Origin of the sequence: Streptomyces sp. enrichment culture (assembly GCF_964273145.1) — a bacterium.
Classification (GTDB): Bacteria; Actinomycetota; Actinomycetes; order Streptomycetales; family Streptomycetaceae; genus Streptomyces.
Genome location: NZ_OZ186873.1, coordinates 1,458,841 through 1,484,759 on the forward strand (window position 1 = coordinate 1,458,841; position 25,919 = coordinate 1,484,759).

The 25,919-nt window shown below is 71.9% G+C and carries 17 protein-coding genes and 1 tRNA gene; 8 read left to right on the forward strand and 10 right to left on the reverse strand.

What is annotated here, in order from left to right:
• The first annotated feature begins 3 nt into the window (after positions 1 to 3).
• From ACSU6Z_RS06675 to ACSU6Z_RS06685, 3 genes are read left to right on the forward strand one after another with little or no spacing between them, the layout of a single operon-like run.
• Positions 4 to 1,830, forward strand: coding sequence for a branched-chain amino acid ABC transporter permease (locus ACSU6Z_RS06675; protein WP_437043788.1), 1,827 nt, complete (start codon positions 4 to 6; stop codon positions 1,828 to 1,830).
• A gap of 5 nt (positions 1,831 to 1,835) precedes the next feature.
• Positions 1,836 to 2,747: an ABC transporter ATP-binding protein gene (locus tag ACSU6Z_RS06680; RefSeq protein ID WP_437043790.1), complete on the forward strand. Its 912-nt coding sequence runs from the start codon at positions 1,836 to 1,838 to the stop codon at positions 2,745 to 2,747.
• The gene (locus tag ACSU6Z_RS06685; protein ID WP_437043792.1) at positions 2,744 to 3,460 is read left to right on the forward strand and encodes an ABC transporter ATP-binding protein; all 717 of its coding nucleotides are present in this window, start codon (positions 2,744 to 2,746) and stop codon (positions 3,458 to 3,460) included. The genes ACSU6Z_RS06680 and ACSU6Z_RS06685 overlap by 4 nt, the downstream gene beginning before the upstream one ends.
• Positions 3,461 to 3,521: 61 nt before the next feature.
• Here the strand turns inward: ACSU6Z_RS06685 and ACSU6Z_RS06690 are convergent, their stop codons facing one another.
• Positions 3,522 to 4,178: an ANTAR domain-containing response regulator gene (locus ACSU6Z_RS06690; RefSeq protein ID WP_437043794.1), complete on the reverse strand. Its 657-nt coding sequence runs from the start codon at positions 4,176 to 4,178 to the stop codon at positions 3,522 to 3,524.
• Between the two features lie 102 nt (positions 4,179 to 4,280).
• On the opposite strand from ACSU6Z_RS06690, the gene ACSU6Z_RS06695 reads away from it, so the two are divergent.
• Positions 4,281 to 4,353 (forward strand) — tRNA-Leu (locus tag ACSU6Z_RS06695).
• Between the two features lie 476 nt (positions 4,354 to 4,829).
• Here ACSU6Z_RS06695 and pyk read toward each other — a convergent pair.
• Positions 4,830 to 6,257 carry a pyruvate kinase gene (gene pyk / locus ACSU6Z_RS06700; protein ID WP_437043796.1) on the reverse strand — a complete coding sequence of 476 codons (1,428 nt, stop codon included), beginning with the start codon at positions 6,255 to 6,257 and terminating at the stop codon, positions 4,830 to 4,832.
• Positions 6,258 to 6,608: 351 nt separating this feature from the next.
• Between pyk and ACSU6Z_RS06705 the strand changes: the two genes are divergently transcribed.
• Positions 6,609 to 8,411: a bifunctional metallophosphatase/5'-nucleotidase gene (locus tag ACSU6Z_RS06705; protein WP_437043798.1), complete on the forward strand. Its 1,803-nt coding sequence runs from the start codon at positions 6,609 to 6,611 to the stop codon at positions 8,409 to 8,411.
• A gap of 109 nt (positions 8,412 to 8,520) precedes the next feature.
• On the opposite strand, the gene ACSU6Z_RS06710 is transcribed toward ACSU6Z_RS06705, so the two are convergent.
• The 5 genes from ACSU6Z_RS06710 to ACSU6Z_RS06730 form a co-directional block, all read right to left on the reverse strand.
• Complete coding sequence (locus ACSU6Z_RS06710; RefSeq protein ID WP_437043799.1) at positions 8,521 to 9,945, reverse strand: lysine N(6)-hydroxylase/L-ornithine N(5)-oxygenase family protein; 1,425 nt, start codon at positions 9,943 to 9,945, stop codon at positions 8,521 to 8,523.
• Positions 9,942 to 11,300, reverse strand: a complete 1,359-nt coding sequence (locus ACSU6Z_RS06715) for a pyridoxal phosphate-dependent decarboxylase family protein (RefSeq protein WP_437043801.1) — start codon at positions 11,298 to 11,300, stop codon at positions 9,942 to 9,944. The genes ACSU6Z_RS06710 and ACSU6Z_RS06715 overlap by 4 nt, the downstream gene beginning before the upstream one ends.
• Positions 11,301 to 11,475: 175 nt before the next feature.
• A complete protein-coding gene (locus tag ACSU6Z_RS06720; protein WP_437043803.1) occupies positions 11,476 to 12,300 on the reverse strand; it encodes an NmrA family NAD(P)-binding protein in 825 nt (274 codons plus the stop codon).
• 110 nt (positions 12,301 to 12,410) lie between these two features.
• Positions 12,411 to 14,906: an aminopeptidase N gene (gene pepN / locus ACSU6Z_RS06725; RefSeq protein WP_437043804.1), complete on the reverse strand. Its 2,496-nt coding sequence runs from the start codon at positions 14,904 to 14,906 to the stop codon at positions 12,411 to 12,413.
• Positions 14,907 to 15,035: 129 nt separating this feature from the next.
• On the reverse strand, positions 15,036 to 15,386 hold the full coding sequence (locus ACSU6Z_RS06730; protein WP_437043807.1) for a chorismate mutase: 351 nt from the start codon (positions 15,384 to 15,386) through the stop codon (positions 15,036 to 15,038).
• 509 nt (positions 15,387 to 15,895) lie between these two features.
• Between ACSU6Z_RS06730 and ACSU6Z_RS06735 the strand changes: the two genes are divergently transcribed.
• On the forward strand, positions 15,896 to 16,801 hold the full coding sequence (locus ACSU6Z_RS06735; RefSeq protein ID WP_437043809.1) for a hypothetical protein: 906 nt from the start codon (positions 15,896 to 15,898) through the stop codon (positions 16,799 to 16,801).
• A 218-nt stretch (positions 16,802 to 17,019) separates the two neighbouring features.
• Here the strand turns inward: ACSU6Z_RS06735 and ACSU6Z_RS06740 are convergent, their stop codons facing one another.
• On the reverse strand, positions 17,020 to 17,361 hold the full coding sequence (locus tag ACSU6Z_RS06740; protein WP_437043811.1) for a MerR family transcriptional regulator: 342 nt from the start codon (positions 17,359 to 17,361) through the stop codon (positions 17,020 to 17,022).
• A 69-nt stretch (positions 17,362 to 17,430) separates the two neighbouring features.
• Between ACSU6Z_RS06740 and ACSU6Z_RS06745 the strand changes: the two genes are divergently transcribed.
• Both ACSU6Z_RS06745 and ACSU6Z_RS06750 read left to right on the forward strand, forming a co-directional pair.
• Positions 17,431 to 18,297: an aldo/keto reductase gene (locus ACSU6Z_RS06745; protein WP_437043813.1), complete on the forward strand. Its 867-nt coding sequence runs from the start codon at positions 17,431 to 17,433 to the stop codon at positions 18,295 to 18,297.
• A gap of 361 nt (positions 18,298 to 18,658) precedes the next feature.
• Positions 18,659 to 19,564 (forward strand): chitosanase, encoded by a 906-nt coding sequence (locus ACSU6Z_RS06750; protein ID WP_437043815.1) that lies wholly within the window; start codon positions 18,659 to 18,661, stop codon positions 19,562 to 19,564.
• A gap of 256 nt (positions 19,565 to 19,820) precedes the next feature.
• On the opposite strand, the gene ACSU6Z_RS06755 is transcribed toward ACSU6Z_RS06750, so the two are convergent.
• On the reverse strand, positions 19,821 to 21,284 hold the full coding sequence (locus ACSU6Z_RS06755) for a glutamate synthase subunit beta (protein ID WP_437043817.1): 1,464 nt from the start codon (positions 21,282 to 21,284) through the stop codon (positions 19,821 to 19,823).
• Positions 21,277 to 25,818, reverse strand: coding sequence for a glutamate synthase large subunit (gene gltB / locus ACSU6Z_RS06760; RefSeq protein ID WP_437050211.1), 4,542 nt, complete (start codon positions 25,816 to 25,818; stop codon positions 21,277 to 21,279). The genes ACSU6Z_RS06755 and gltB overlap by 8 nt, the downstream gene beginning before the upstream one ends.
• Positions 25,819 to 25,919: the final 101 nt, after the last annotated feature.

Genomic DNA, 25,919 nt, shown 5'->3' on the forward strand with positions numbered 1-25,919 from the left:
CCGATGACCACACAGACCACCCCGCACGAGACCCCCGGCACCCCCACCGCCGCCCCGGCCCCCGGCCTCATCGGCCTCTCCCCCCGCATCGCACGCGCCCTCGTCACCGGCGGCGGCCTCCTCACCGTCCTGACCACCTTCCTCGCCTGGACCTGGACCCCCGCCTTCCCCGGCGACCTCACCGTCTACGGCTACCCCGGCGGCCTTCAGGTCCTCGTCCTCGCCGGCGGCACCCTCACCGCCCTCCTCGGCCTCGCCTCCCACGGTGTCAAGGGCCTGCGATGGCTCACCCCCGCCGACGCCGGCCCCGCCCTCGGACTCGCCGCCCTCGCCACCTTCGCCACCACCTGGTACACCCTCCTCGCCATCAGCTACCAGCTCGGCGGCCTCGTCAACCTCGAACCCGGCGGCTGGGCCGCCGCAGCCACCTCCCTCCTCACCCTCCTCGGTGCCCTCGCCCTCCCCTCGCCCAGACCCGAACCCGGCCCCATCGACCCCGCCGACAGCCCCTGGGAGCGCACCGGACACCGCCTCGCCCACCGCTGGCGGACCACCAGGGCGGCCTTCACCTCCCCCGCCCCCCGCCCCGTCCCCGCCCTCCCCTCCTACGCCGAAATCCTGATCATCGTCGGGATCATGGCACTCGCCCTGACCGTCTTCACCTACGGCATCGGCACCGAATACGACGAGCTCTTCGTCGGCTTCCTCATCACCGCCGGCCTCGGCTTCGCCGCCCTCCACCAGGCCGGCCTCATCGCCCACGCCTCGCAGATCACCGCACGCCACCGGAACACCACCATCTGCGGCGCCTTCGCCGCCGCCGCCCTCTTCCCCTTCACCCAGACCGACGACCAGTACGCCACCATCGGCGTCTACATCCTCATCTTCGCCACCGTCGCCCTGGGCCTGAACACCGTCGTCGGTCTCGCCGGCCTCCTCGACCTCGGGTACGTCGCCTTCCTCGGCGTCGGCGCCTATGCCGCCGCCCTCGTCTCCGGCTCCCCCAGCTCCCCCCTCGACCTCCACCTCCCCTTCTGGGCCACCGTCCTCGTCGGCGCCGCCGCCTCCCTCGTCTTCGGCGTCCTCATCGGCGCCCCCACCCTCCGCCTGCGCGGGGACTACCTCGCCATCGTCACCCTCGGTTTCGGCGAGATCTTCCGCATCACCGTCAACAACCTCGACGGCACCTCCGGACCCGACGTCACCAACGGATCCAACGGCGTCTCCTCCATCCCCAACCTCAAGATCTTCGGATGGGACCTCGGCGCCGAGCACACCTTCGCCGGCTTCACCATCGGCCGCTTCGCCAACTACTTCTTCCTCATGCTCCTGATCACCGCCGTCGTCGTCCTCGTCTTCCGACGCAGCGGAGACTCCCGCATCGGCCGCGCCTGGGTCGCCATCCGCGAGGACGAGACCGCCGCCCTCGCCATGGGCATCAACGGCTTCCGCGTCAAACTCATCGCCTTCGCCGTCGGCGCCTCCCTCGCCGGCCTGGCCGGCACCGTCCAGGCGCACGTCACCTACACCGTCACCCCGGAGCAGTACCTCTTCGCCGGCACCATCCCCCCCAATTCCGCCTTCCTCCTCGCCGCCGTCGTCCTCGGCGGCATGGGCACCATCGGCGGCCCCCTCATCGGCGCGGCCCTCCTCTTCCTCATCCCCAACAAGCTCCAGTTCCTCGGCGACTACCAGCTCCTCGCCTTCGGCCTCGCCCTCATCCTCCTCATGCGCTTCCGGCCCGAAGGGCTCATCCCCGACCGTCGCCGCCGGCTCGAATTCCACGAAGAAGCCGACGCGCCCACAGTCCTCGGCAAGACAGGGGCCTGACCACCATGACCACCGACACCACCACCAAGGACCTCCCGGGCGGCACCCCCTCCCGCGACACCGTCCTCGACGCCCGCGGCGTCACCATGCGCTTCGGCGGACTCACCGCCGTACGGAACGTCGACCTCACCGTCGGCAGCGGCGAAATCGTCGGACTCATCGGTCCCAACGGCGCCGGTAAAACCACCTTCTTCAACTGTCTCACCGGCCTCTACACCCCCACCGAAGGCGAAGTCCGCTACAAAGGCCGGATCCTTCCTCCCACATCCTTCAAAGTCACCGCCGCGGGAATCGCCCGCACCTTCCAGAACATCCGCCTCTTCGCCAACATGACCGTCCTGGAAAACGTCCTCGTCGGCCGCCACACCCGCACCAGGGAAGGATTCTGGTCCGCCGTCCTGCGCGGCCCCGGCTTCCACAAGGCCGAAGCCGCCTCCCGCCGGCGCGCCACCGAACTCCTCGAATTCGTCGGCCTCGCCCACAAAGCCGACCACCTCGCCCGCAACCTCCCCTACGGCGAACAACGCAAGCTCGAGATCGCCCGCGCCCTCGCCAGCGAACCCGGCCTCCTCCTCCTCGACGAACCCACCGCCGGCATGAACCCGCAGGAGACCCGGGCAACGGAAGAACTCGTCCTCGCCATCCGCGACCAGGGGATCGCCGTCCTCGTCATCGAGCACGACATGCGGTTCATCTTCAACCTCTGCGACCGCGTCGCCGTCCTCGTCCAGGGAGAAAAACTCACCGAAGGCGACAGCGCCACCGTCCAGGCCGACGAACGCGTCGTCGCCGCCTACCTCGGCGAGCCCTTCGAAAACGCCCCCGGCACCGGGGAGGCAGCCGAGGCCGAAGCCGCCGAAGCCCATGCCGGCACCACCCCGAAGGGCCCCGCGGCCACCAAGGAGAACGACCGATGACCGCCCTCCTCGAAGTCGAGGACCTCCGCGTCGCCTACGGCAAGATCGAAGCCGTCAAAGGCATCTCCTTCACCGTCGACGCCGGACAGGTCGTCACCCTCATCGGCACCAACGGAGCCGGGAAGACCACCACCCTCCGCACCCTCTCCGGCCTTCTCAAGCCCGTCGCCGGCGACATCAGGTTGGACGGCAGGTCCCTCAAGAAAGTACCCGCCCACCACATCGTCTCCCTGGGCCTCGCGCACTCCCCCGAAGGGCGCCGCATCTTCCCCCGCATGACCATCGAGGACAACCTCCGCCTCGGCGCCTTCCTCCGCAACGACAAATCCGCCATCGAAGAAGACATCCAGCGCGCCTACGACCTCTTCCCCATCCTGGGGGAACGGAGAGGACAAGCCGCAGGAACCCTGTCCGGCGGTGAACAGCAAATGCTCGCCATGGGCCGCGCCCTCATGTCCCGGCCCAGACTGCTCATGCTCGACGAACCCTCCATGGGCCTCTCCCCGATCATGATGCAGAAAATCATGGCCACCATCGCCGAGCTCAAGGCCCGGGGCACCACCATCCTCCTCGTCGAACAGAACGCCCGAGCCGCCCTCTCCCTCGCCGATCGGGGACACGTCATGGAAATCGGAAGAATCGTCCTCTCCGGAACCGGGCGAGAACTCCTCCACGACGAATCCGTCCGCAAGGCCTACCTCGGCGAGGACTGAGCCCGGGCACGCGAAGAGGCCCGCGCCCCCTGCCGGGACGCGGGCCTCTTCGCGGACGACGTCAGCCCTTCGACGCCTTCTTCTCCTCGGCGTCGTCGATGACCGCCTGCGCCACCTGCTGCATCGACATCCGGCGGTCCATCGACGTCTTCTGGATCCACCGGAACGCCGCCGGCTCCGTCAGCCCGTACTCCGTCTGCAGGATCGACTTGGCCCGGTCCACCAGCTTCCGCGTCTCCAGCCGCTGGCTGAGGTCCGCGACCTCCTTCTCCAGCTCCTTCAGCTCCGTGAACCGCGACACGGCCATCTCGATCGCCGGTACGACGTCGCTCTTGCTGAACGGCTTCACCAGGTACGCCATCGCCCCGGCGTCCCGCGCCCGCTCCACCAGGTCACGCTGCGAGAACGCCGTCAGCATCAGCACCGGCGCGATGCCCTCCTCCGCGATCTTCTCCGCCGCGGAGATACCGTCCAGCTTCGGCATCTTCACGTCGAGGATTACCAGATCCGGCCGGTGCTCGCGGGCCAGCTCCACGGCCTGCTCGCCGTCACCGGCCTCGCCGACGACGGTGTAGCCCTCCTCCTCCAGCATCTCTTTGAGGTCGAGCCGGATCAGGGCCTCGTCCTCGGCGATGACGACGCGGGTCGTCAGCGGAGGAACGTGCGACTTGTCGTCGTCGGGCACGTCTACGGGCTGGGGCGACTCGGGGGCGGTCACTGGGGCTCCTCGTTCAGGGCAGGGGTACTGCTGACAAGAGCCTACCTAGCTGCGGTAAGGTAGGTGCACAGCGGGTGACCGTTGACCTTTGTTTTACAGGAAGCCCCGGTAGTCCAGCGGTAGAGACACGGTGCTCAAACCACCGACAGCGTGGGTTCGAATCCCACCCGGGGTACTTTCCTTCGTTTCGAAGGTAGCACTGTTGAGCGGAGAATCGCGTTCGCGTGATCCTCCGCTTTTTGCTGTTCGCGGTGGCGACCAGCGATGCAAAGCAGCCACGTGTGCGACATGGATAGGCGTAAGCGAGCACTGGCATTGGTGGCGCGGGGCCGAAGCCTGAATTCCGTCAGCGAAGCGACCAGCATATCCCGTGCAGCCATCCGTTCAGGGCGGACGCGGATCGAGCCGTCCGTCGGCTGTGCCTCCGCGGTCGGATGCAGCACACACCGGCCCTGCTCCTTCCCCCGGCACGGCCCCGGCAGGAGACACGGGCGCCCGATCGTCCTCGCCCCCGGCGGCAGGGGATCGTCGGGGCCCAGCCCCGGGAGTTCGCCCGCGGGCCCGTCCCCTCCGACGGGTGCCGGATCATCGATGGGACCCGAACACCGAGGGCCCCGCCCGGAGGCCCCGCGGTCCGTCACGGCCCGTCGTTCAGGGTTTCTCCCCGATGCGGTGGACGCGGACCAGGTTCGTCGTTCCCGAGACGCCGGGCGGTGAGCCGGCCGTGATCACGACCAGGTCGCCCTCCCGGCAGTGGCCGTTCTCGGTGAGGAGGTCGTCGACCTGGTCGACCATCGCGTCGGTGGAGTCGACGCGCGGGCCGAGGAACGTCTCCACGCCCCAGGTCAGGCTGAGCTGGGAGCGGGTCGCCGGGTCGGGGGTGAAGGCGAGGAGGGGAATCGGGGAGCGGTAGCGGGAGAGGCGGCGGGCGGTGTCACCCGACTGGGAGAAGGCGACGAGGTACTTCGCGCCGAGGAAGTCGCCCATCTCGGCCGCCGCCCTGGCGACCGCGCCACCCTGGGTGCGCGGCTTGTTGTGTTCCGTCAGGGGCGGGAGGCCCTTGGCGAGCAGGTCCTCCTCGGCCGCTTCGACGATTCTGGCCATCGTCCTGGTCGTTTCGATCGGGTAGGTGCCCACGCTGGTCTCGCCGGAGAGCATGACCGCGTCGGTGCCGTCGATCACCGCGTTGGCGACGTCGCTGGCCTCGGCGCGCGTGGGGCGCGAATTCTCGATCATGGAGTCGAGCATCTGGGTGGCGACGATCACCGGTTTGGCGTTGCGCCTGGCGAGCTTGATGGCGCGCTTTTGGACGAGGGGGACTTGTTCGAGGGGCATTTCGACGCCGAGGTCGCCGCGGGCGACCATGACGCCGTCGAAGGCGGCGACGATGTCGTCGAGGTGGCCGACGGCCTGGGGCTTTTCGATCTTGGCGATGACGGGGAGGCGGCGGCCCTCTTCGTCCATGATGCGGTGGACGTCCTCGATGTCGCGCCCGGTGCGGACGAAGGAGAGGGCGATGAGGTCGAAGCCGGTGCGCAGGGCCCAGCGGAGGTCGGCTTCGTCCTTGTCGGAGAGGGCGGGGACGGAGAGGGCGGCTCCGGGGAGGTTGAGGCCCTTGTGGTCGGAGACGATGCCGCCTTCGAGGACGGTGGTGTGGACGCGGGGGCCGTCGACGCGGGTCACGCGCAGGGAGACCCTGCCGTCGTCGACGAGGATGCGTTCGCCGGGGGTGACGTCGGCGGCGAGGCCGGGATAGGTGGTGGCGCAGGTGCGGCGGTCGCCCTCGGTGCCCTGCTCGGTGGTGATGGTGAAGGTGTCGCCGCGTTCGAGGAGTACGGGCCCCTCGGCGAACCGGCCGAGCCGGATCTTGGGACCTTGGAGGTCGGCGAGGAGGCCGACGCTGCGACCGGTTTCGTCGGCGGCTTTGCGTACGCGGTGGTAGCGCTCCTCGTGTTCGGCGTGGGTGCCGTGGCTGAGGTTGAATCGGGCGATGTCCATTCCGGCATCGACGAGTGCTTTGATTTGATCGTATGTGGTGGTGGCGGGGCCAAGGGTGCAGATGATCTTTGCTCGGCGCATGGGGTGAGCCTATGACTTACCGGCGGGTAGAGAATTGGCCGGGCGTGACCGCTCAACGTCCTTTGGGTGAAGCGGTTTCGACAAGCGGCGAATTGTGCGCCGCGGTGCTCCGATGAGCATTCTCCGGGCGGTTTTCGGGCGTATATTCGGCTGTTCGATTCCCGCCGCGATCTGGCGGTATCGGAGCCGATGGGACAGTACGCCCCGATGTGCGGGGGGCGGCGGGGACGGAGGGCCCATCGGTCACCGGATCGCAACCTGGGGGGCCTGTCGCCGCCTGTCGGGACGGGCCAGAATCTACGCGCGTCATCGACGCGTGTCGTGATGCTCGTTCACCGAGGAGAGACAGTCATGCCGTTCAACCGCCGGAAGTTTCTGAAGAGATCCGCCGTGACGGGCGCGGGAGTCGCGATGGCCGGTGCGGCGGCGGCTCCGGCGGCCGGGGCCGCCGAGGGGCGCGGGGGCCGGGGGCCGAAGCGGTACGCGCTGACGGTGATGGGCACGACCGATCTGCACGGGCACGTCTTCAACTGGGACTACTTCAAGGACGCGGAGTACTCCGACGCCCAGGGCAACGCCCAGGGCCTGGCCCGGATCTCGACGCTGGTGGATCAGGTCCGCGCGGAGAAGGGACGGCAGAACACGCTGCTGCTGGACGCGGGGGACACGATCCAGGGGACGCCGCTGACGTATTACTACGCGAAGGTCGATCCGATCACGGCCGAGGGCGGGCCGGTGCATCCGATGGCACAGGCGATGAACGCGATCGGGTATGACGCGGTGGCGCTGGGGAACCACGAGTTCAATTACGGGATCGAGACACTGCGGAAGTTCGAGGAGCAGTGCCGTTTCCCGCTGCTGGGGGCGAACGCGGTCGACGCGAAGACGCTGCGGCCGGCCTTTCCGCCGTATTTCATGAAGACGTTCCGGGTCAAGGGCGCTCCGCCGGTGAAGGTGGCGGTGCTGGGGCTGACGAATCCGGGTATCGCGATCTGGGACAAGGCGTACGTGCAGGGGAGGCTGGCGTTTCCGGGGCTGGAGGAGCAGGCGGCGAAGTGGGTCCCGAAGCTGAGGTCGATGGGTGCGGACGTGGTGGTGGTGTCCGCGCATTCGGGGACGTCGGGGACGTCGTCGTACGGTGATCAGTTGCCGCATGTGGAGAACGCGGCGGCGAATGTGGCGCGGCGGGTGCCGGGTATCGACGCGATTCTGGTGGGGCACGCGCACGCCGAGATCGAGGAGCTGCGGGTCGTCAACGAGGAGACGGGCAGGGAGGTGGTGCTCTCGGAGCCGTTGTGCTACGCCGAGCGGCTGACGTTGTTCGACTTCGACCTGGTCTTCGAGCGGGGCCGGTGGCGGGTGGAGTCGGTGAGGGCGTCGCTGCGGGATTCGCGCACGGTGGCCGACGACCCGCGGATCACGAGGCTGCTGTCGGACGAGCACGCGAAGGTGGTGGCGTACGTCAACCAGGTGGTGGGGACGGCGACGGCCACGTTGACGACGGTGGAGGCGCGGTACAAGGACGCCCCGATCATCGATTTGATCAACAAGGTGCAGGAGGACGTGGTCCGCCGGGCGCTGGCAGGCACGGAGTACGCGTCGCTGCCGGTGCTGTCGCAGGCGTCGCCGTTCTCCCGCACGTCCCAGATCCCGGCGGGCGAGGTGACGATCCGGGATCTGTCGAGTCTGTACGTGTACGACAACACGCTGGTCGCGAAGGTGATGACGGGGGCGCAGATCCGGGCGTACCTGGAGTACTCGGCGGAGTACTTCGTGCAGACGCCGGCCGGTGTTCCGGTGGACGTGGCCAAGCTGACGAACGCGAACGGGCGGCCGGACTACAACTACGACTACGTGTCGGGGCTGCGGTACGACATCGACATCGCGCGGCCGGCCGGTTCACGGATCGGGAACCTGACCTTCGGCGGTGCTCCGCTGGAGGACGGGCAGCGGTTCGTGCTGGCGGTGAACAACTACCGGGCCAACGGCGGGGGCGCGTTCCCGCATGTGGCGTCGGCGAAGGAGGTGTGGTCGGAGTCGACGGAGATCCGTACGCGGATCGCGGAGTGGGTGACCGCGAAGGGCGTGCTGGATCCGGAGGACTTCGCATCGGTGGACTGGCGGTTGACGCGGGAGGGCGTGCCGGTGTTCTGAGCCGCCGGGACGCCGTCCGCCGGCGGGCGGGCGGGGCGGTGGTCGCGTGGTGGCCGCGTCCGGCTGCCGCGCGGCCACCGCCCGCCGTTTTCCGCCGCCGGTGGGGGTGTCACCGGTGGCCGACGAGGGGGGTGGGGGCGGGGGCCGGCCGGCGGGTGGGCGGGGTGTGGGGTTGGGGCTGGAGGCCGAAGGTGGTGAAGGCGGTGCGGGTGGGCAGGGGGTAGGGCTCCTTGCCGGTGAGGGCGTTGAGGATGGTGGCGCTGCGCCAGGCGGCGAGGCCGAGGTCGGGGGCGCCGACGCCGTGGGTGTGGGTTTCGGCGTTCTGGACGTAGACGTGGCAGCCGGAGGCGGTGATGGAGGGGTCGAGGGCGAGGCGGAAGTGCTCGTCGACGCCGGGGCGATCGCTGTCGTCGCGGTGGATGTAGGGGGCGAGGCCGGCCAGGAGGTGGTCGAGGGAGCGCTGTCGGTAGCCGGTGGCCAGGACGACGGCGTCGGTGGTGAGACGGGTGCGGGTGTTCTGCTGGGTGTGTTCCAGATGGAGTTCGATCTTGGTGGTGGCGACGCGTCCGGCGGTGCGGACGTGGACACCGGGGGTGAGGACGGCGTCGGGCCAGCCGCCGTGGAGGGCGCGGCGGTAGAGCTCGTCGTGGATGGCGGCGAGGGTGCCGGGGTCGACGCCCTTGTGGAGCTGCCATTGGGAGGGGACGAGGCGGTCGCGGACGGGTTCGGCCAGGGCGTGGAAGTAGCGGGTGTAGTCGGGGGTGAAGTGTTCGAGGCCGAGTTTGGAGTACTCCATGGGGGTGAAGGCCTCGGTGCGGCCGAGCCAGTGGATCCTCTCGCGGCCGACGGGGCGGTGGCGGAGCAGGTCGAGGAAGATCTCGGCGCCTGACTGACCGGTGCCGACGACGGTGATGTGGTCGGCGGCGAGCAGAATGTCGCGGTGGTGGAGGTAGTCGGCGGCGTGGATGACGGGGACGCCGGGGGCGTCGACGAGGGGGGCGAGGGGTCCGGGGACGCGGGGTTCGGTGCCGATGCCGATGACGACGTTCCTGGTGTGGGTGCGGCCTGAGGCTTCGATTTCCCCGTCGGCGCCGAGCCGGGTGTGGTCGATCTCGAAGACCTCGTGTTCGGGGTTCCAGCCGACGGCGTCGACGTGGTGGCCGAAGTGGAGGGTGGGGAGGTTCTCGGCGACCCAGCGGCAGTAGGCGTCGTACTCGGTGCGGTGGATGTGGAAGCGCTCGGCGAAGTAGAAGGGGAAGAGGCGTTCGCGGGTTTTGAGGTAGTTGAGGAAGGTCCAGGGGCTGGCGGGGTCGACGAGGGTGACGAGGTCGGCGAGGAAGGGGACTTGGATGGTGGCGTCGTCGATGAGCAGGCCGGGGTGCCAGTGGAAGGCGGGTCTGCGGTCGTAGAAGGCGATGTCGAGTTCGGTGAGGGGGTGGGCGAGGGCGGCGAGGGAGAGGTTGAAGGGGCCGATGCCGATGCCGACGAGGTCGCGGGGGGCGGTGGTCTCGTGGGGTGCGGGGTGGGGGGTCATCGGGAGGTGTGTCCTTCCACGAGGGCGAGGAGGGTCGTGAGGTCGCCGGGGCGGGTGGCGGGGTTGAGCAAGGTGGCTTTGAGCCAGGTGCGACCGTCGAGGCGGGCGCGGCCGAGGACGGCGTGGCCGTGGGTGAGGAGGGTGCGGCGGAGGGTGGTGACGGCGGTGTCGGGGGCGCCGGCGGGGCGGAACAGGACGGTGCTGAGGGTGGGCGTGTCGTAGAGCTCGAAGGCGGGGTGGTCCTCGATGAGGGCGGCGAGTTGCCGGGCGAGGTCGAGGACGTGGTCGACGAGGGCGCCGAGGCCGTGCCGGCCGAGGGTGGCGAGGGTGGCGGCGATCTTCAGCGCGTCGGGGCGGCGGGTGGTGTGCAGGGAGCGGCCGAGCAGGTCGGGCAGTCCCGCCTCGGTGTCGTCCTGCGCGTTGAGGTAGTCGGCGCGCTGCCGCAGGGCGGTGAGGTCGGCGGCGTCGCGGACGGCGAGGACGCCGGCGGGGATCGGTTGCCAGCCGAGTTTGTGCAGGTCGAGGGTGATGGTGTGGGCGGCGTCGAGGCCGGCGAGGCGGTCGCGGTGACGGTCGCTGAAGAGGAGTCCGCCTCCGTAGGCGGCGTCGATGTGCAGGCGGGCGCCGCGGGCGGCGCAGCGGGCGGCGATGTCGGTGAGGGGGTCGACGAGGCCGGCGTCGGTGGTGCCGGCGGTGACGGCGACGAGGTGGGGGCCGGGCAGCTCGGCGAGTGCTTCGTCGAGCGCGGCGGGGTCGAGGGTGCCGCCGGGCGCGGGGACGATCACGGGGTCGGGCAGGCCGAGGAGCCAGGCGGCGCGGGGCAGGGAGTGGTGGGCGTTGGCGCCGGTGAGCAGGCGCAGGTCCGCGCCGTGCTGCTCGCGGGCGAGGAGCACGGCGAGGTGGTTGGACTCGGTGCCGCCGCTGGTGATGAGCGCGTCGGCGGTTCCCGCCTGCCGGGCGAGGGCCTGTGTGACCAGCGCTTCCAGGGCGGAGGCGGCGGGGGCCTGGTCCCAGGAGTCGAGGGAGGGGTTGAGGGCGGACGCGGCGAGGTCGGCGGCGGTGGCGACGGCGAGGGACGGGCAGTGCAGGTGGGCGGCGCACAGCGGGTGCGCGGGGTCGGCGGCGCCTGCGGCGAAGGCGGTGATCAGGGCGGGCAGGGCGGCCGGGTCGCCGTCGTCGGGCAGGACGTCGCCGACGGCCTCACGCAGGCGGGCGGCCACCTCCTCGGGGCCGCCGGCGGGCAGCGGGCCGCGGCGGGCCAGGGTGCCGTGGCGGAGGGCGTCGAGGACGGTGTCGAGCAGGGGGCGCAGCGCGTCGGGACCGTGGGGGCCCGAGGCGAGGGGCGGCGTGCTCATGTCGTTCCTCCGGGCGGCCGCGGGACGGGGGTTCCAGCTTGTACGCGGAGAACGCGGGCACGCCCGGAATATCCAACGATCGTAACCCTGAAGGGGGTACGTCCCGTTTGGGGACGGCATGTTGGAGGTACGGGCGGGGCCCGCGGCCGTGGAGGCCTTCCGGAGTCGGGCGGGATCAGCCCCGGAAGGCGTCGGCGTGGTCGGCGGCCCACTCGGCGAAGGCGCGGGCGGGGGAACCGGTGATCTCCTCGACGGCGGGGGTGATCTCGGGGGGCGTGCCGACGGTGTCGGCGAGGCCCTGCAGCAGCCGCTCGAGCATGTGCGGCGGCACGTGCGGGAAGAGTTCGGCGCCCGCCTCCCGGGGCGGCGCCTCGACGAAGCGCAGGTCGCGGCCGAGGATCCGGCCGAGGGTGGTGACCTGGGCGGCATTGCTGATCGCCGCGGGGCCGGTGAGGCGGTGGACGGCGCCTTCGTGGCCGGTGTCGAGGAGGGCGCGTTCGGCGACGGCGGCGATGTCGTCCTCGTGGACGGGGGCGGTGAGTCCGCCGGCGTGGACACCGCGGATGCCGGTGTGCCCGGCGCGGATCTGCGGCGCGTACTGGAGGGCGTTGGTGGCGAAGGCGCCCGGCCGCAGGAAGGTGAAGTCGAGGCCGCTGTCCCGCAGTCGTCGTTCGACGCGGGCGTGCATGACGTGGATGGGGTGGGTGGGGTCGTCCGCGCCTTCCCGGATGATGCTGGAGGACAGCAGCACGACATGGCGCACGCCGGCCGCCCGGGCGGCGGGGAGCAGATCGGCGCTCTGGACGTGGAGGAACAGCTTGGTCACGCCGTCGAACAGGGTGCCGGGGTCGTCCGGCCGGACGCGGACGACCCCGGCGCCTTCGGGCAGGGCGGCACGCCGCGGGTCGCGGGTGAGCGCCCGCACGGGGGCGCCGGCGCGGAGCAGGCGGTGGACGAGGGCACGGCCGACGTTGCCGGTGGCGCCGGTCACTGCGATCACGGTGTTCTCCTGACGGTTCGGGGCCGATCCTCCTGGCTCCGTGAGCCTGGGGAGCGTGATCGGCCCCGCGCGTCGTCGCCGGGTACCAGCCGTGCCCTACGCCTCGGGACCTACTCCCCCGCCCCGCCTCGCACCCGCAACGCCCGGGCCAGGTCGTCGAGTTGATCGGCGAGCCTGCGGCGCAGGGCGGGGACGGGGTCGGCGTCGCGCAGGCACTCCTCGCCGAGCCGGAGGGTGTCGGGGTCGACGGCGTGGGCGGGGAAGGCCCAGTGGCCGGCGGCCTCGGCGATGGCGGGACCGCGGCGGGCGGCGACGGCGACCGCGTCGGTGTAGTAGCGGGGGACGTAGGCGCGGACGAGGTCGGCCTGTTCGGGCTGCCAGAAGCCCTGGGCGGTGGCGGTGAAGAGGTAGTTGGACAGGTCGTCACCGGTGAACATCTCCGCCCAGGCGCGGCACTTGGCCTCGGGGTCGGGCAGGGCGGCGCGGCAGCGGGCGGCGCCTTCCTGTCCGGCGGCGCTGGGGTCCTGGACGAGTTCGGCCTCGATGACGTCGTCGTCGACGGCGCCGAGGACGGCGAGCCGGTTCAGGACGCGCCAGCGCAGTTCGGGGTCGAGTTCGGGGCCGCCGGGGACGGTGCCCTCGGAGAACCAGGCGCTGATGGTGTCGGGCTGGGCGGCGACGTCGATGTAGTGGCGCACGGCGGTCAGGCGCAGCCCGGGGTGGTCGCCGTCCTCGGTGCGGCGCAGGAGGGCGCGGCACAGGTCGGTGAGGGTGGCCAGGGCGGCGGGCCGTTGTCCGGGGGTGAGGTAGCGGTCGGCGATGTGGGTGGTGGCGAAGGCGAGGACGCCTTGGACGAGGGCGACGTCGGTCTCGTGCGGGAGGTGGGTGCGGGCGGCGTCCAGGTAGGCGGTGGGCGCCAGTTCGCCGTCGCGGACGGCGTCGCGCAGGGCGTTCCAGACGACGGCGCGGGTGAGGGGGTCGGGCAGGCCGCGGAGGTGGGCGCCGACGGTGGCGGAGGATTCGGGGTCGAAGCGGATCTTGGCGTAGGTGAGGTCGCCGTCGTTGAGCAGGAGCAGGGCGGGGCGTTTGCCGATGGGGCGGGGCTCGGTCTGGGGGATGTCGAGGTCGAGGCGTTCGCGCAGGGTGAGGCGGCCGTTGTCGGTGAGGTCGCGGTCGTAGAGGCCGACGGCGATGCGGTGGGGGCGGCTGCCGGTGTGGCCGACGGTGAGGGCGCAGGTGCCGTCGGTGCCGGGGGTGACGGTGGGGGTGAGGGTGTCGACGCCGGTGGTGCGCAGCCAGGCCTCGGCCCAGGCGTGGACGTCGCGGTCGGTGGCGGCGGCGAGGGAGTCGATGAAGTCGGCGAGGGTGGCGTTGGCGAACCTGTGGCGGGCGAAGTGGGTGTTGATGCCGGCGAGGAAGTCCTTCTCGCCGAGCCAGGCCACCAGTTGCCGGAGTGCGGAGGCGCCCTTGGCGTAGGAGATGCCGTCGAAGTTGAGGAGGGCGGAGGCGGTGTCCTCGACGTTCTCGGGGGCGACGGGATGGGTGGTGGGGCGCTGGTCGGCGTCGTAGCCCCAGGCCTTGCGGGCGACGCCGAACTCCGTCCAGGGGCCGCCGAAGCGGGTGGCCTCGGCGGTGGTCTGGTAGCCCATGTACTCGGCGAAGGACTCGTTGAGCCAGATGTCGTCCCACCACGTGAGGGTGACGAGGTCGCCGAACCACATGTGGGCCATCTCGTGGGCGATGACCATGGCGCGGGTCTGGCGTTCGGCGTCGGTGACGGCGGAGCGGTAGACGAACTCGTCGCGGAAGGTGACGAGGCCGGGGTTCTCCATGGCGCCGGCGTTGAATTCGGGGACGAACGCCTGGTCGTAGGAGTCGAAGGGGTAGGGCTCGTCGAACTTCTCGTGGTAGCGGTCGAAGCAGGCGCGGGTGACGTCGAGGATCTCGTCGGCGTCGAGGTGGGGGGCGAGGGAGCGGCGGCAGTGGACACCGAAGGGCAGGCCGCGGTGCTCGGTGCGCACCGAGTGCCAGGGGCCGGCCGCGACGGCGACGAGGTAGGTGGAGATGAGGGGGGTGGTGGCGGCCTTCCAGACGCCGCCGCCGGTGTGTTCGGTGATGCCGTTGGCGAGGACGCTCCAGCCGGCGGGGACCTTGACGGTCAGGTCGAAGACGGCCTTGAGGTCGGGCTGGTCGAAGGCGGCGAAGACCCGCTGGACGTCGTCCATGAACATCTGGGTGTAGACGTAGGTCTCGCCGTCGGCGGGGTCGGTGAAGCGGTGCATGCCCTCGCCGGTGCGGGAGTAGCGCATGGTGGCGTGGACGCGCAGTTCGTGCGCGCCGGGGGCGAGGTTCCTCAGCGGCAGCCGGTTGCCGTCCAGGGTCTGCGGGTCCAGGGGCTGTCCGTCGAGGGTGACGGAGCGCAACTCGGCGGGTTTGACCTCGACGAAGGTGTCCGTGGTGTCCTGTCCGTCGCGGACGGTGAACCGGACGGCGGTGCGGGAGTCGAAGGTCTCGTCGCCACCGGTCAGGTCGAGTTCGACCGTGTAGCGGTGGACGTCGAGGAGCTGGGCACGGGTCTGCGCTTCGTCGCGCGTCAGTACGGACATGCTGCTCATGCTGCCTGATCCGGTCGGCACGGCACAGGGGCGGACGGGGGACGCGGGCCGGGCCCGGTCCCGCCGGCGGGTGCCGCGTTCCCCGGGCGTGCGCCCCCGGGGGTGGCGTCGCGGCCGGGGTCAGCCGGTCGCGGGGGCCCGGCCGTTGCCGGTGTCCTCGGCGATGCGCTCGTGGTGGCGGATCACCTCGGCGATGATGAAGTTCAGGAACTTCTCGGCGAACGCCGGGTCCAGCTTGGCGCTCTCGGCGAGTGCGCGCAGGCGCTCGATCTGCCGGGCCTCGCGGGCGGGGTCCGCGGGCGGCAGTTGGTGGCGGGCCTTGAGGTGGCCGACCTGCTGGGTGCATTTGAAGCGCTCGGCGAGCATGTGGACGACGGCCGCGTCGATGTTGTCGATGCTGTCGCGCAGCCGTGCCAGCTCCTCGCGGACGGCGGGGTCGACGTCACCGGTACCGGTGTTGCTGGTGGTCATGGGGGGTCAGCCTACGGGCGCCCGGCCGGCCGCGCCGGTGCGTCTCATTCCTTGACGATCCCGGCGGCCCCGGCGTTCCCGCCGGCACCGGCGGCCCGTGCGGCCGCGCCGGATGCTCCCCTCCTCCGCCGCGCGCATCGGCCGGCTCCCCCGGCCCGCGTGCCGCCGGTCCTCGCGCCCGCGGCAGGCCGGCGGCGCACGGCGGGCCCCGGGTCCGGGCGGTGAGTTCGCCGGCCGGGGCGCCCGCGGCGTCGGTGAGGCGGTCCCGGTTCCCCGGCGCCGGTGGCCGCGGCGCCGAGGACGGCGAGCCCGCCGTCGAGGCGCTGTTCCGCGGCGTCGTCCCCGCCGCCCGCCCGCGGTGCCGGCGGCGGAGCACCGCCCGCCGGTCACGCCCCGGATCGCGCCGGGGGCGGCGGGGCGGTGCCGGCCGGATTCCGGCCGGCGGGCGGGCCCCGGCCGCGTCCTGCCCGTACAGTGGAGTCGGGTTCAGGCGTCTTGGGGGTTCGGGCGTGGCGAACGGCGGACCGGTCGAGCACGGCTACCCGCACCTGGAGACGGTGCGGGCCGCCCTCACCGCGCTGTACAAGCGGTTGTCGTACGACACCATCCGGACGTTCTCCACCAGTGTGGCCCCCGCCGACGTGGCCTTCTGCGACACCGACGACCTGTACTTGGGCGCGCAGCGGGTGGCCCGCGAGCTGGTGCGGCACTACCGGTTGCCGGACGCCCGGCTGATCGTCGGCTTCCGTGAGATGACGCACGCGGCCAACGTCGAACTGGCCGCCGGGCCGGAGTACTTCGTCGAGCTGAACGACCGCTTCCGTACGCACCGCCGGGACATCGGCGCGGCCCTCGCGCACGAGGTGATGCACGTCTACCTGCACCGCCTCGGCCTGTCCTTCCCCGGCACGCGGGACAACGAGATCCTCACCGACACGGCGGCGGCGTACCTGGGCGCGGGGTGGCTGCTGCTGGACGCGTACCGGCAGGACGCGGTGTCGTCGCAGAAGCTCGGCTATCTGACGCCGGAGGAGTTCGGTTACGTCCTGGCCAAGCGGGCGCTGGTCTTCCACGAGGATCCGTCGGTGTGGTTCACCAGCCCGCAGGCGTACACGGCGTACGTCAAGGGCAGGCAGCGGGCCCTGCGGGACGAACAGCAGCCGCCGCTGACGGCGGCGGGCTGGGCGGGCCGCCGCCGCTACGCCCGGGACCGCCGCCGTGCCCAGGACCGCCACGCCGCCGGTCCGGGGACGGACGCGGCGTACGCGTTCACCCCCGGGGGGCCCGACGGGCACGGCCCGCTGCGGGTGTCCTTTCCCTGCCCGACGTGCCGGCAGTGGATCAGGGTGCCGGTGCGGGGGCGGGTGCGGGCGCGGTGCGCGCTGTGCCGGACGGTGTGGGAGTGCGACACCTGAGGTCCGGTCGTCGAGCTCCCGTCGTCGTCCGGGGGGGGGCGGCCCCGCGGCGTTGGGCACGTGCTCCCGGCGTCGCGGCCGGAAACCTCGCACCGGATGCGCTGAAGGCCTTCGGCGGTGCGGCGAGCGCGCGCCGGACGCCGGGGCGGGGCGGACGTCGTCCCGGCGGCCCGGTGGCGTGGGCGGGCCCGGGGAGCCCGGCCGCCCCGGCGCGCCGTTCAGTCGGCCGGGGCCAGCAGGCGGGTCAGCGACCGGCGGGAGTCCTGGAGACGGGAGATCCGCTCCTCGATGCCGTGCAGCTGGTCGAGGAGCAACGGGGTCAGGCAGGGCTCGACCTCGGCGTCGCTGCCGCACACGCAGTCCAGGACCTCGCGGATCACTCGGGTGGGCAGGCCCGCGTCGAGCAGGGCGCGGATGCGGCGGACGGTCCGGGGCGCGTCGGCGCCGTAGACCCGCTGGCCGCCGGGGGTGCGCGCGGCGTCGAGCAGGCCCTGTTCCTCGTAGTAGCGCAGCAGCCGGACGCTGACTCCGGTCGCGCGGGACAGCTCTCCGATCCTCATGTGATCCCCCTCACTCCCCCTCGCCGGGACTTGAAGCTCACATCCATGTGAGCTCCTACGGTCGCGGACATGACGAACTCGACGATATTCCGAATCGGTGGCGACCTCGAAGTACGGCGGATCGGTTACGGCACGATGCGCCTGGCGGGCGCCCCGCACGAACGGGGCGGCATGACCGCTCCCATCTGGACGGCGCCCACCGACAGGGCGGAGGCGATCGCCCTGCTGCGCCGGGCCGTCGACCTCGGGGTGAACCTCTTCGACACCGCCGACGCCTACGCCCTGGGGGCCGGCGAGGAACTGCTGGCCGAGGCCCTGCACCCCTACCGCGACGGTGTGGTGGTCGCGACCAAGGCGGGGGTGCTGCGGCCGAGTCCCACGGAGTGGATCACGCACGGCCACCCCGCCTACCTGCGCCAGCAGGCCGAGCTGAGCCTGCGGCGGCTGCGCACCGACCGCATCGACCTGTTCCAGCTGCACCGCATCGACCCCGCCTACCCCCTCGCCGACCAGGTCGGCGCGCTGCGGCAGTTGCAGGAGGAGGGCAAGATCCGGCACATCGGGCTGTCGGAGGTGACGGTGGAGGAGCTGACGGCGGCCTCGCGGATCGCGCCGGTCGTGAGCGTGCAGAACGTCTACAACCTGGCCGAGCGCGGCCACGACCCCGTGATCGACCACACCGCGGAGCGCGGGATCGCCTTCCTGCCGTACTTCCCGATCGCGCGGGGCGAGCACACGGCGGACGGCGGCCCGCTGGCGGCGGTCGCCGAGGAGGCGGGTGCCACCCGGTCCCAGACGGCGCTGGCCTGGCTGCTGCACCGCGCCCCGAACGTGATCCCCATTCCGGGCACCTCCTCCCCCGCCCACCTGGCGGAGAACGTGGCCGCCCTGCGGGTGTCCCTGACCGAGGAACAGGTCAAGCGCCTGGCGGCCTGAACCCCTGGCCGCCCCGGCCCCGGGCCGCTTCGGGGCCGGCGGCCCCGAAGCGGCATGCGAGCGTCCCCCACCTGGCCCCGACCGCCCCGCCCTCCACCGGCGTCCGTGGTTCGTCCGCCGCCGCGCCCGCGGGCTCCCCGCAGGCGCGCTGCGGCGGTTCGGGCGGGCCGGGGAGCCGCTGCCCGGCCGGGCCCTCCCCCCGGGAGGGCCGCCTCGGGGGGCTGCCGAGAGGTGGCGCGGCGGCGCTCGCGTACGCTCCCCGGGACGGGCGGCGGGCGCCGGCGCGCGCGGGGCCGCCGGTGGCGCCGGCGGCAATGGCGGCGGCCCGGGTGCCGGAGCTGACAGATGGAGGTCTTCCCCAGTGAAACGCGGTGGTGTGCTGTTCCTCGCGGCCGTTCCGCTGGCCGTGGCGGCCACGGCCTACTTCCTCGCGCCCGGCGGCTCGCGGGAGTCGCCGGCGAAGCCGCCCGCGTCCACCGTCGAGGCGGGCCGCGAGCACGCCAAGAGCCGGGCCGAGCAGGAGCTGGCGGCGGACGACGCGGTGATCGCCGACCTGCCGGCGGGACTGGCCGACCCGGCGAAGAAGGAACTGGCGCAGCGGCTGGTGGCGAGCGCGGAGCACTCCACGCTCGACTGGCGCAGCACGTACGGCAGCATCGACGACCCCGGCGACGGCCAGGGCTACACGGCGGGCATCATCGGCTTCTGCACCGGCACCCACGACCTGCTCATGCTGGTCGAGCGCTACACGCGGGACCACCCCGGCAACGGCCTGGCACCGTACCTGCCCGCCCTGCGGAAGGTGGATGGCACCGATTCCCACGAGGGCCTGGACCCCGGTTTCACGGCCGCCTGGCAGGCGGAGGCGAAGCTCCCGCAGTTCCGCGCGGCGCAGGAGGAGGAACGCGACCGGGTCTACTTCGACCCGGCGGTCCGCCTGGCCAAGCTCGACGGGCTGGGCACGCTGGGGCAGTTCGTCTACTACGACGCGATGGTCCACCACGGCCCCGACACCGACCCGGACGGCTTCTACGGCCTGCGCGAGCGTGCCATGCGCCAGGCGGACACGCCCGCCGAGGGCGGCGACGAGAAGGCCTTCCTGGAGGTCTTCCTCGACGTGCGCCGCGCGGCGATGAAGGCCAGGCGCCCGGCCATCGACACCTCCCGCGTCGACACCGCCCAGCGCCGCTTCCTGGCCGCCGGGAACCTGGATCTGGCGACGCCGCTGGTGTGGGAGATGTACGGCGAGACGTTCCGGGTGCCGTAGGGACCGCCGGCCCGCGCCGCGTGTCGCGCGTCCCCGCGAAAGGAGGCGGACGCAGACGGCCCGGCCGCCGGCGGAGCGGGTCCGGCGGCTCGCCCCCGCGGGCGTCCCGGCCGTCGCCGCGGCCGTCGTCGTCGGCCGGGCGCCGCCCGGCGGACGACCGGACGTGCGGCGGCGCCTGCCCAATCGTCCGGTCGGGGACAGGGGCAGGCGCCGTCTGTGTTCCGTACGCCTTTGTACGGGACGTTTCCTCGGGCCGTCAGACCGCGAGCGCGCGGTCGGTCGGCCGGATCGGGGCCGGCAGGTCGCTGGACCCGGTCAGGTAGCGGTCGACGCCGCGGGCGGCCGAGCGGCCCTCGGCGATCGCCCACACGATCAGGGACTGCCCGCGGCCGGCGTCGCCGGCGACGAACACGCCCGGAACGTTGGTCTGGAAATCGGCGTCGCGGGCGATGTTACCGCGTGCGTCGAGCTCCAGCCCGAACTGGTCCACCAGGCCGTTGTCCCGGTCGGTGCCGGTGAAGCCCATGGCGAGGGTGACCAGCTGGGCGGGGATCTTGCGCTCGGTGCCCGGCTTGGGGGTGAGCCTGCCGTCGACGAACTCGACCTCGGTCATGTGCAGCCACTGCACGTTGCCGTCCTCGTCGCCCTCGAAGTGGGTGGTGGAGACGGAGTAGACCCGCTCGCCGCCCTCCTCGTGGGCCGAGGTGACCTTGTAGAGCATGGGGAAGGTCGGCCACGGCTGGGAGACCGGGTCCCGCTCCTCGTTCGGGCGGGGCATGATCTCCAGCTGGGTGACGGAGGCCGCGCCCTGGCGGTGGGCGGTGCCCACGCAGTCGGCGCCGGTGTCGCCGCCGCCGATGACGACGACGTGCTTGCCCTCGGCGGAGATCGGCGGGGTGACGTAGTCGCCCTCCTGGACCTTGTTGGCCAGGGGCAGGTACTCCATCGCCTGGTGGACGCCCTTGAGCTCGCGGCCGGGGACCGGCAGGTCGCGGGCGGTGGTGGCGCCGACGGCCAGGACGACCGCGTCGTACCGCTTCCTCAGGTCGGTCGCCGACAGGTCGCGGCCGATCTCGACGCCGGTGCGGAAGCGGGTGCCCTCCGCGCGCATCTGCTCGATGCGGCGGTTGATGTGCCGCTTCTCCATCTTGAACTCGGGGATGCCGTAGCGCAGCAGGCCCCCGATGCGGTCCGCGCGCTCGTACACCGCGACCGTGTGGCCCGCCCGGGTCAGCTGCTGGGCGGCGGCCAGGCCCGCCGGGCCCGAGCCGACGACGGCGACGGTCTTGCCGGACAGGCGCTCGGGGATCTGCGGGGCGACGTCCCCGGTCTCCCACGCCTTGTCGATGATGGAGACCTCGACGTTCTTGATGGTGACCGGCGGCTGGTTGATGCCGAGCACGCACGCCGACTCGCACGGAGCCGGGCACAGGCGGCCGGTGAACTCCGGGAAGTTGTTGGTGGCGTGCAGGCGCTCGGAGGCGGCCCGCCAGTCCTCGCGGTAGGCGTAGTCGTTCCACTCGGGGATCAGGTTCCCCAGCGGGCAGCCGTTGTGGCAGAACGGGATGCCGCAGTCCATGCACCGGCTGGCCTGCTTGCTGATGATCGGCAGCAGGGAGCCGGGGACGTAGACCTCGTTCCAGTCCTTGACGCGCTCCTGGACGGGGCGGGTCCTGGCGACCTCGCGGCCGTGGTTGAGAAAGCCCTTGGGATCAGCCATTGGTCGCCGCCTCCATCATCTTCTCGGTGATCTCGGTCTCGGAGAGACCGGCTCGCTCGGCGGCGTCCTTGGCGGCGAGCACTGCCTTGTACGTACTGGGGATGATCTTGCTGAAGCGCTCCGCGGACGCGGACCAGTCGGCGAGCAGCTTCCCGGCGACCGTGGAGCCGGTCTCCTCGGCGTGGCGGCGCACCACGTCGTGCAGCCACTGCTTGTCGGTGTCGTCCAGCGCCTCGATCGCGCCGAGGTTGCCGGCGTTGACGTTGTCGCGGTCCAGGTCGATGACGTACGCGATGCCGCCGGACATGCCGGCCGCGAAGTTGCGCCCGGTCTCGCCGAGGACGACCGCGTATCCGCCGGTCATGTACTCGCAGCCGTGGTCGCCCACGCCCTCGGAGACGACCAGCGCGCCGGAGTTGCGGACGCAGAAGCGCTCGCCGACCTTGCCGCGCAGGAACATCTCGCCGCCGGTGGCGCCGTAGGCGAGGGTGTTGCCGGCGATGACGCTGTACTCGGCGAGGTGGTCGGCGCGCCGGTCCGGGCGGACGATGATCCGGCCGCCGGACAGGCCCTTGCCGACGTAGTCGTTGGCGTCGCCCTCCAGGCGCAGGGTGACGCCGCGCGGGACGAAGGCGCCGAAGGACTGGCCGGCGGAGCCGGTGAAGGTGATGTCGATGGTGTCGTCGGGCAGGCCCGCACCGCCGAACTTCTTCGTCACCTCGTGGCCGAGCATGGTGCCGACCGTGCGGTTGATGTTGCGGATGGCGACCTGGGCGCGCACCGGCTGGGCCTCGGTGGCGTCGTTCGCGGCCAGGGCGTCGGCGGCGAGCCTGATCAGCTCGTTGTCGAGCGCCTTCTCCAGGCCGTGGTCCTGGGCGACGATCCGGTGGCGGACGGCGCCCTCGGGCAGCTCGGGCACGTGGAGCAGCGGCTCCAGGTCGAGGCCCTGCGCCTTCCAGTGGTCGACCGCGCGGGTGACGTCGAGGACCTCGGCGTGGCCGACGGCCTCCTCGATGGAGCGGAAGCCCAGCTCGGCGAGGAGCTCGCGGACCTCCTCGGCGATGAACCGGAAGAAGTTCACCACGTACTCGGCCTTGCCGGAGAACCGGTCCCTGAGGGTCGGGTTCTGGGTGGCGATGCCGACCGGGCAGGTGTCCAGGTGGCACACGCGCATCATGACGCAGCCGGAGACGACCAGCGGAGCGGTGGCGAAGCCGAACTCCTCGGCGCCGAGCAGCGCGGCGATGACCACGTCCCGGCCGGTCTTGAGCTGGCCGTCGGTCTGGACGACGATCCGGTCGCGCAGGCCGTTGAGCAGCAGGGTCTGCTGGGTCTCGGCCAGGCCGAGCTCCCAGGGGCCGCCCGCGTGCTTGAGGGAGGTCAGCGGGGAGGCGCCGGTGCCGCCGTCGTGGCCGGAGATGAGAACGACGTCCGCGTGCGCCTTGGAGACACCGGCGGCGACCGTGCCGACGCCGACCTCGGAGACCAGCTTGACGTGAATGCGCGCCTGGGGGTTGGCGTTCTTCAGGTCGTGGATCAGCTGGGCGAGGTCCTCGATGGAGTAGATGTCGTGGTGCGGCGGCGGCGAGATCAGGCCGACGCCGGGGGTGGAGTGACGCGTCTTGGCGACCCACGGGTAGACCTTGTGGCCGGGCAGCTGGCCGCCCTCGCCGGGCTTGGCGCCCTGGGCCATCTTGATCTGGATGTCGTCGGCGTTGACCAGGTATTCGCTGGTGACGCCGAAGCGGCCGGAGGCGACCTGCTTGATGCTGGAGCGGCGGGCCGGGTCGTACAGGCGCTCGGGGTCCTCGCCGCCCTCGCCGGTGTTGGACTTGCCGCCGAGCTGGTTCATGGCGATGGCGAGGGTCTCGTGCGCCTCCTGGGAGATGGAGCCGTACGACATGGCGCCGGTGGAGAACCGCTTGACGATCTCGCTGGCCGGCTCGACCTCCTCGATCGGGATCGGCCCCCGGCCGGACTTGAAGCCGAACAGGCCGCGCAGCGTCATGAGCCGCTCGGACTGCTCGTTCACGCGCTCGGTGTACTTCTTGAAGATGTCGTAGCGGCCGGTGCGCGTGGAGTGCTGGAGGCGGAAGACCGTCTCCGGGTCGAACAGGTGCGGCTCGCCCTCGCGGCGCCACTGGTACTCGCCGCCGATCTCCAGCGTCCGGTGGGCGGGCGCGATGCCGCTGGCCGGGTACGCCTTGGCGTGGCGGGCGGCGACCTCCTTGGCGATGACGTCGATGCCGACGCCGCCGATCTTGGTGGCGGTGCCGTTGAAGTACTTCTCCACGAAGGCCTCGTCCAGGCCGACGGCCTCGAAGACCTGGGCGCCGCGGTAGGAGGCGACGGTGGAGATGCCCATCTTGGACATGACCTTCAGCACGCCCTTGCCGAGGGCGTGGATGAGGTTGCGGATGGCCTGCTCGGGCTCGATGCCCGGCAGGAAGGTGCCGGCGCGGACCAGGTCCTCGACGGACTCCATCGCCAGGTAGGGGTTGACGGCGGCGGCGCCGTAGCCGATGAGCAGGGCGACGTGGTGGACCTCGCGGACGTCGCCGGCCTCGACCAGCAGGCCCACCTGGGTGCGCTGCTTGGTGCGGATGAGGTGGTGGTGGACGGCCGCGGTGAGCAGCAGCGACGGGATCGGCGCGTGCTCGGCGTCGGAGTGCCGGTCGGACAGGACGATCAGGCGGGCGCCGTTGGCGATGGCGGCGTCGGCCTCGGCGCAGATCTCCTCGATGCGGGCGGCGAGGGCCTCGCCGCCGCCGTGCACCCGGTACAGGCCGGACAGGGTCGCGGCCTTGAAGCCGGGCATGTCGCCGTCGGCGTTGATGTGGATGAGCTTGGCCAGCTCGTCGTTGTCGATGACCGGGAAGGGCAGCGCGACGCTGCGACAGGACGCGGCGGTCGGCTCCAGCAGGTTGCCCTGCGGGCCCAGCGACGAGCGCAGGCTCGTCACGAGCTCTTCGCGGATGGCGTCCAGCGGCGGGTTGGTGACCTGCGCGAACAGCTGGGTGAAGTAGTCGAACAGCAGCCGCGGGCGCTCGGAGAGGGCCGCGATGGGCGAGTCGGTGCCCATGGAGCCGATCGGCTCCGCACCGGTCTTGGCCATCGGCGCGAGGATGACGCGCAGCTCTTCCTCGGTGTAGCCGAAGGTCTGCTGGCGGCGGGTGACCGAGGCGTGGGTGTGGACGATGTGCTCGCGCTCGGGCAGGTCGCCCAGCTCGATCTCGCCGGCCTCCAGCCACTCGGCGTACGGCTTCTCCGCCGCGAGCCGGGCCTTGATCTCGTCGTCCTCGATGATGCGGTGCTCGGCGGTGTCGACGAGGAACATCTTGCCGGGCTGCAGGCGGCCCTTGCGGACGACCCTGGCCGGGTCGATGTCGAGGACGCCGACCTCGGAGCCGAGGACGACGAGGCCGTCGTCGGTGACCCAGTAGCGGCCGGGGCGCAGGCCGTTGCGGTCCAGGACGGCGCCGACCTGGGTGCCGTCGGTGAAGCAGACGCAGGCCGGGCCGTCCCAGGGCTCCATCATCGTGGAGTGGTACTGGTAGAAGGCGCGGCGGGCCGGGTCCATGGAGTCGTGGTTCTCCCACGCCTCCGGGATCATCATGAGCACCGAGTGGGGCAGCGAGCGGCCGCCCAGGTGCAGCAGTTCCAGCACCTCGTCGAAGGAGGCCGAGTCGGAGGCGTCGGGGGTGCAGACCGGGAAGATGCGCTCCAGGCTCCTGCCGTCGGAACCGAACAGGTCGGAGACGAGCTGGGACTCGCGGGCGACCATCCAGTTGCGGTTGCCCTTGACCGTGTTGATCTCGCCGTTGTGCGCGACGAAGCGGTAGGGGTGTGCCAGCGGCCACGACGGGAAGGTGTTGGTGGAGAACCGGGAGTGCACGAGCGCGATCGCGGAGGCGAAGCGGCGGTCGGACAGGTCCGGGAAGAAGGGCTCCAGCTGGCCGGTGGTCAGCATGCCCTTGTAGACGAGGGTCCGCGCGGACAGCGAGGGGAAGTAGACGCCGGCCTCGCGCTCGGCGCGCTTGCGCAGCAGGAACGCCTTGCGGTCCAGGGCGATGTCCCGGTGGACGCCGTCCGTCACGAAGAGCTGGCGGAAGACCGGCATGGTCGAGCGGGCGGTGGCGCCCAGCAGGTCGGGGGTGACCGGGACCTCGCGCCAGCCGAGGACGGTCAGGCCCTCGTCGGCGGCGATCGTCTCGACCCGTGAGACGGCGTCCTCGGTGCCCTCCACCGGCAGGAAGGCGATGCCGACGGCGTAGGCGCCGGCCTCGGGCAGCTCGAATCCGGCCACCTCGCGCAGGAACGCGTCCGGCACCTGGGACAGCAGGCCGGCGCCGTCACCGGAGTCGGGCTCGGAGCCGGTGGCTCCGCGGTGCTCCAGGTTGCGCAGCACGGTGAGTGCCTGGTCGACCAGGGTGTGGGACGCCTCGCCGGTGAGGGTGGCGACGAAGCCGACGCCGCAGGCGTCGTGCTCGTTGCGGGGGTCGTACATACCCTGCGCAGCAGGGCGAGCATCCATGGACGACCAGTTCAGGCCGTTCGTGGAGTGCTGGGACGGCTGGCGCGGCGTACGCATCGGCTCTCCCGTCGTCGTCATGTGGCATGTGGCAGGTGCCGAGG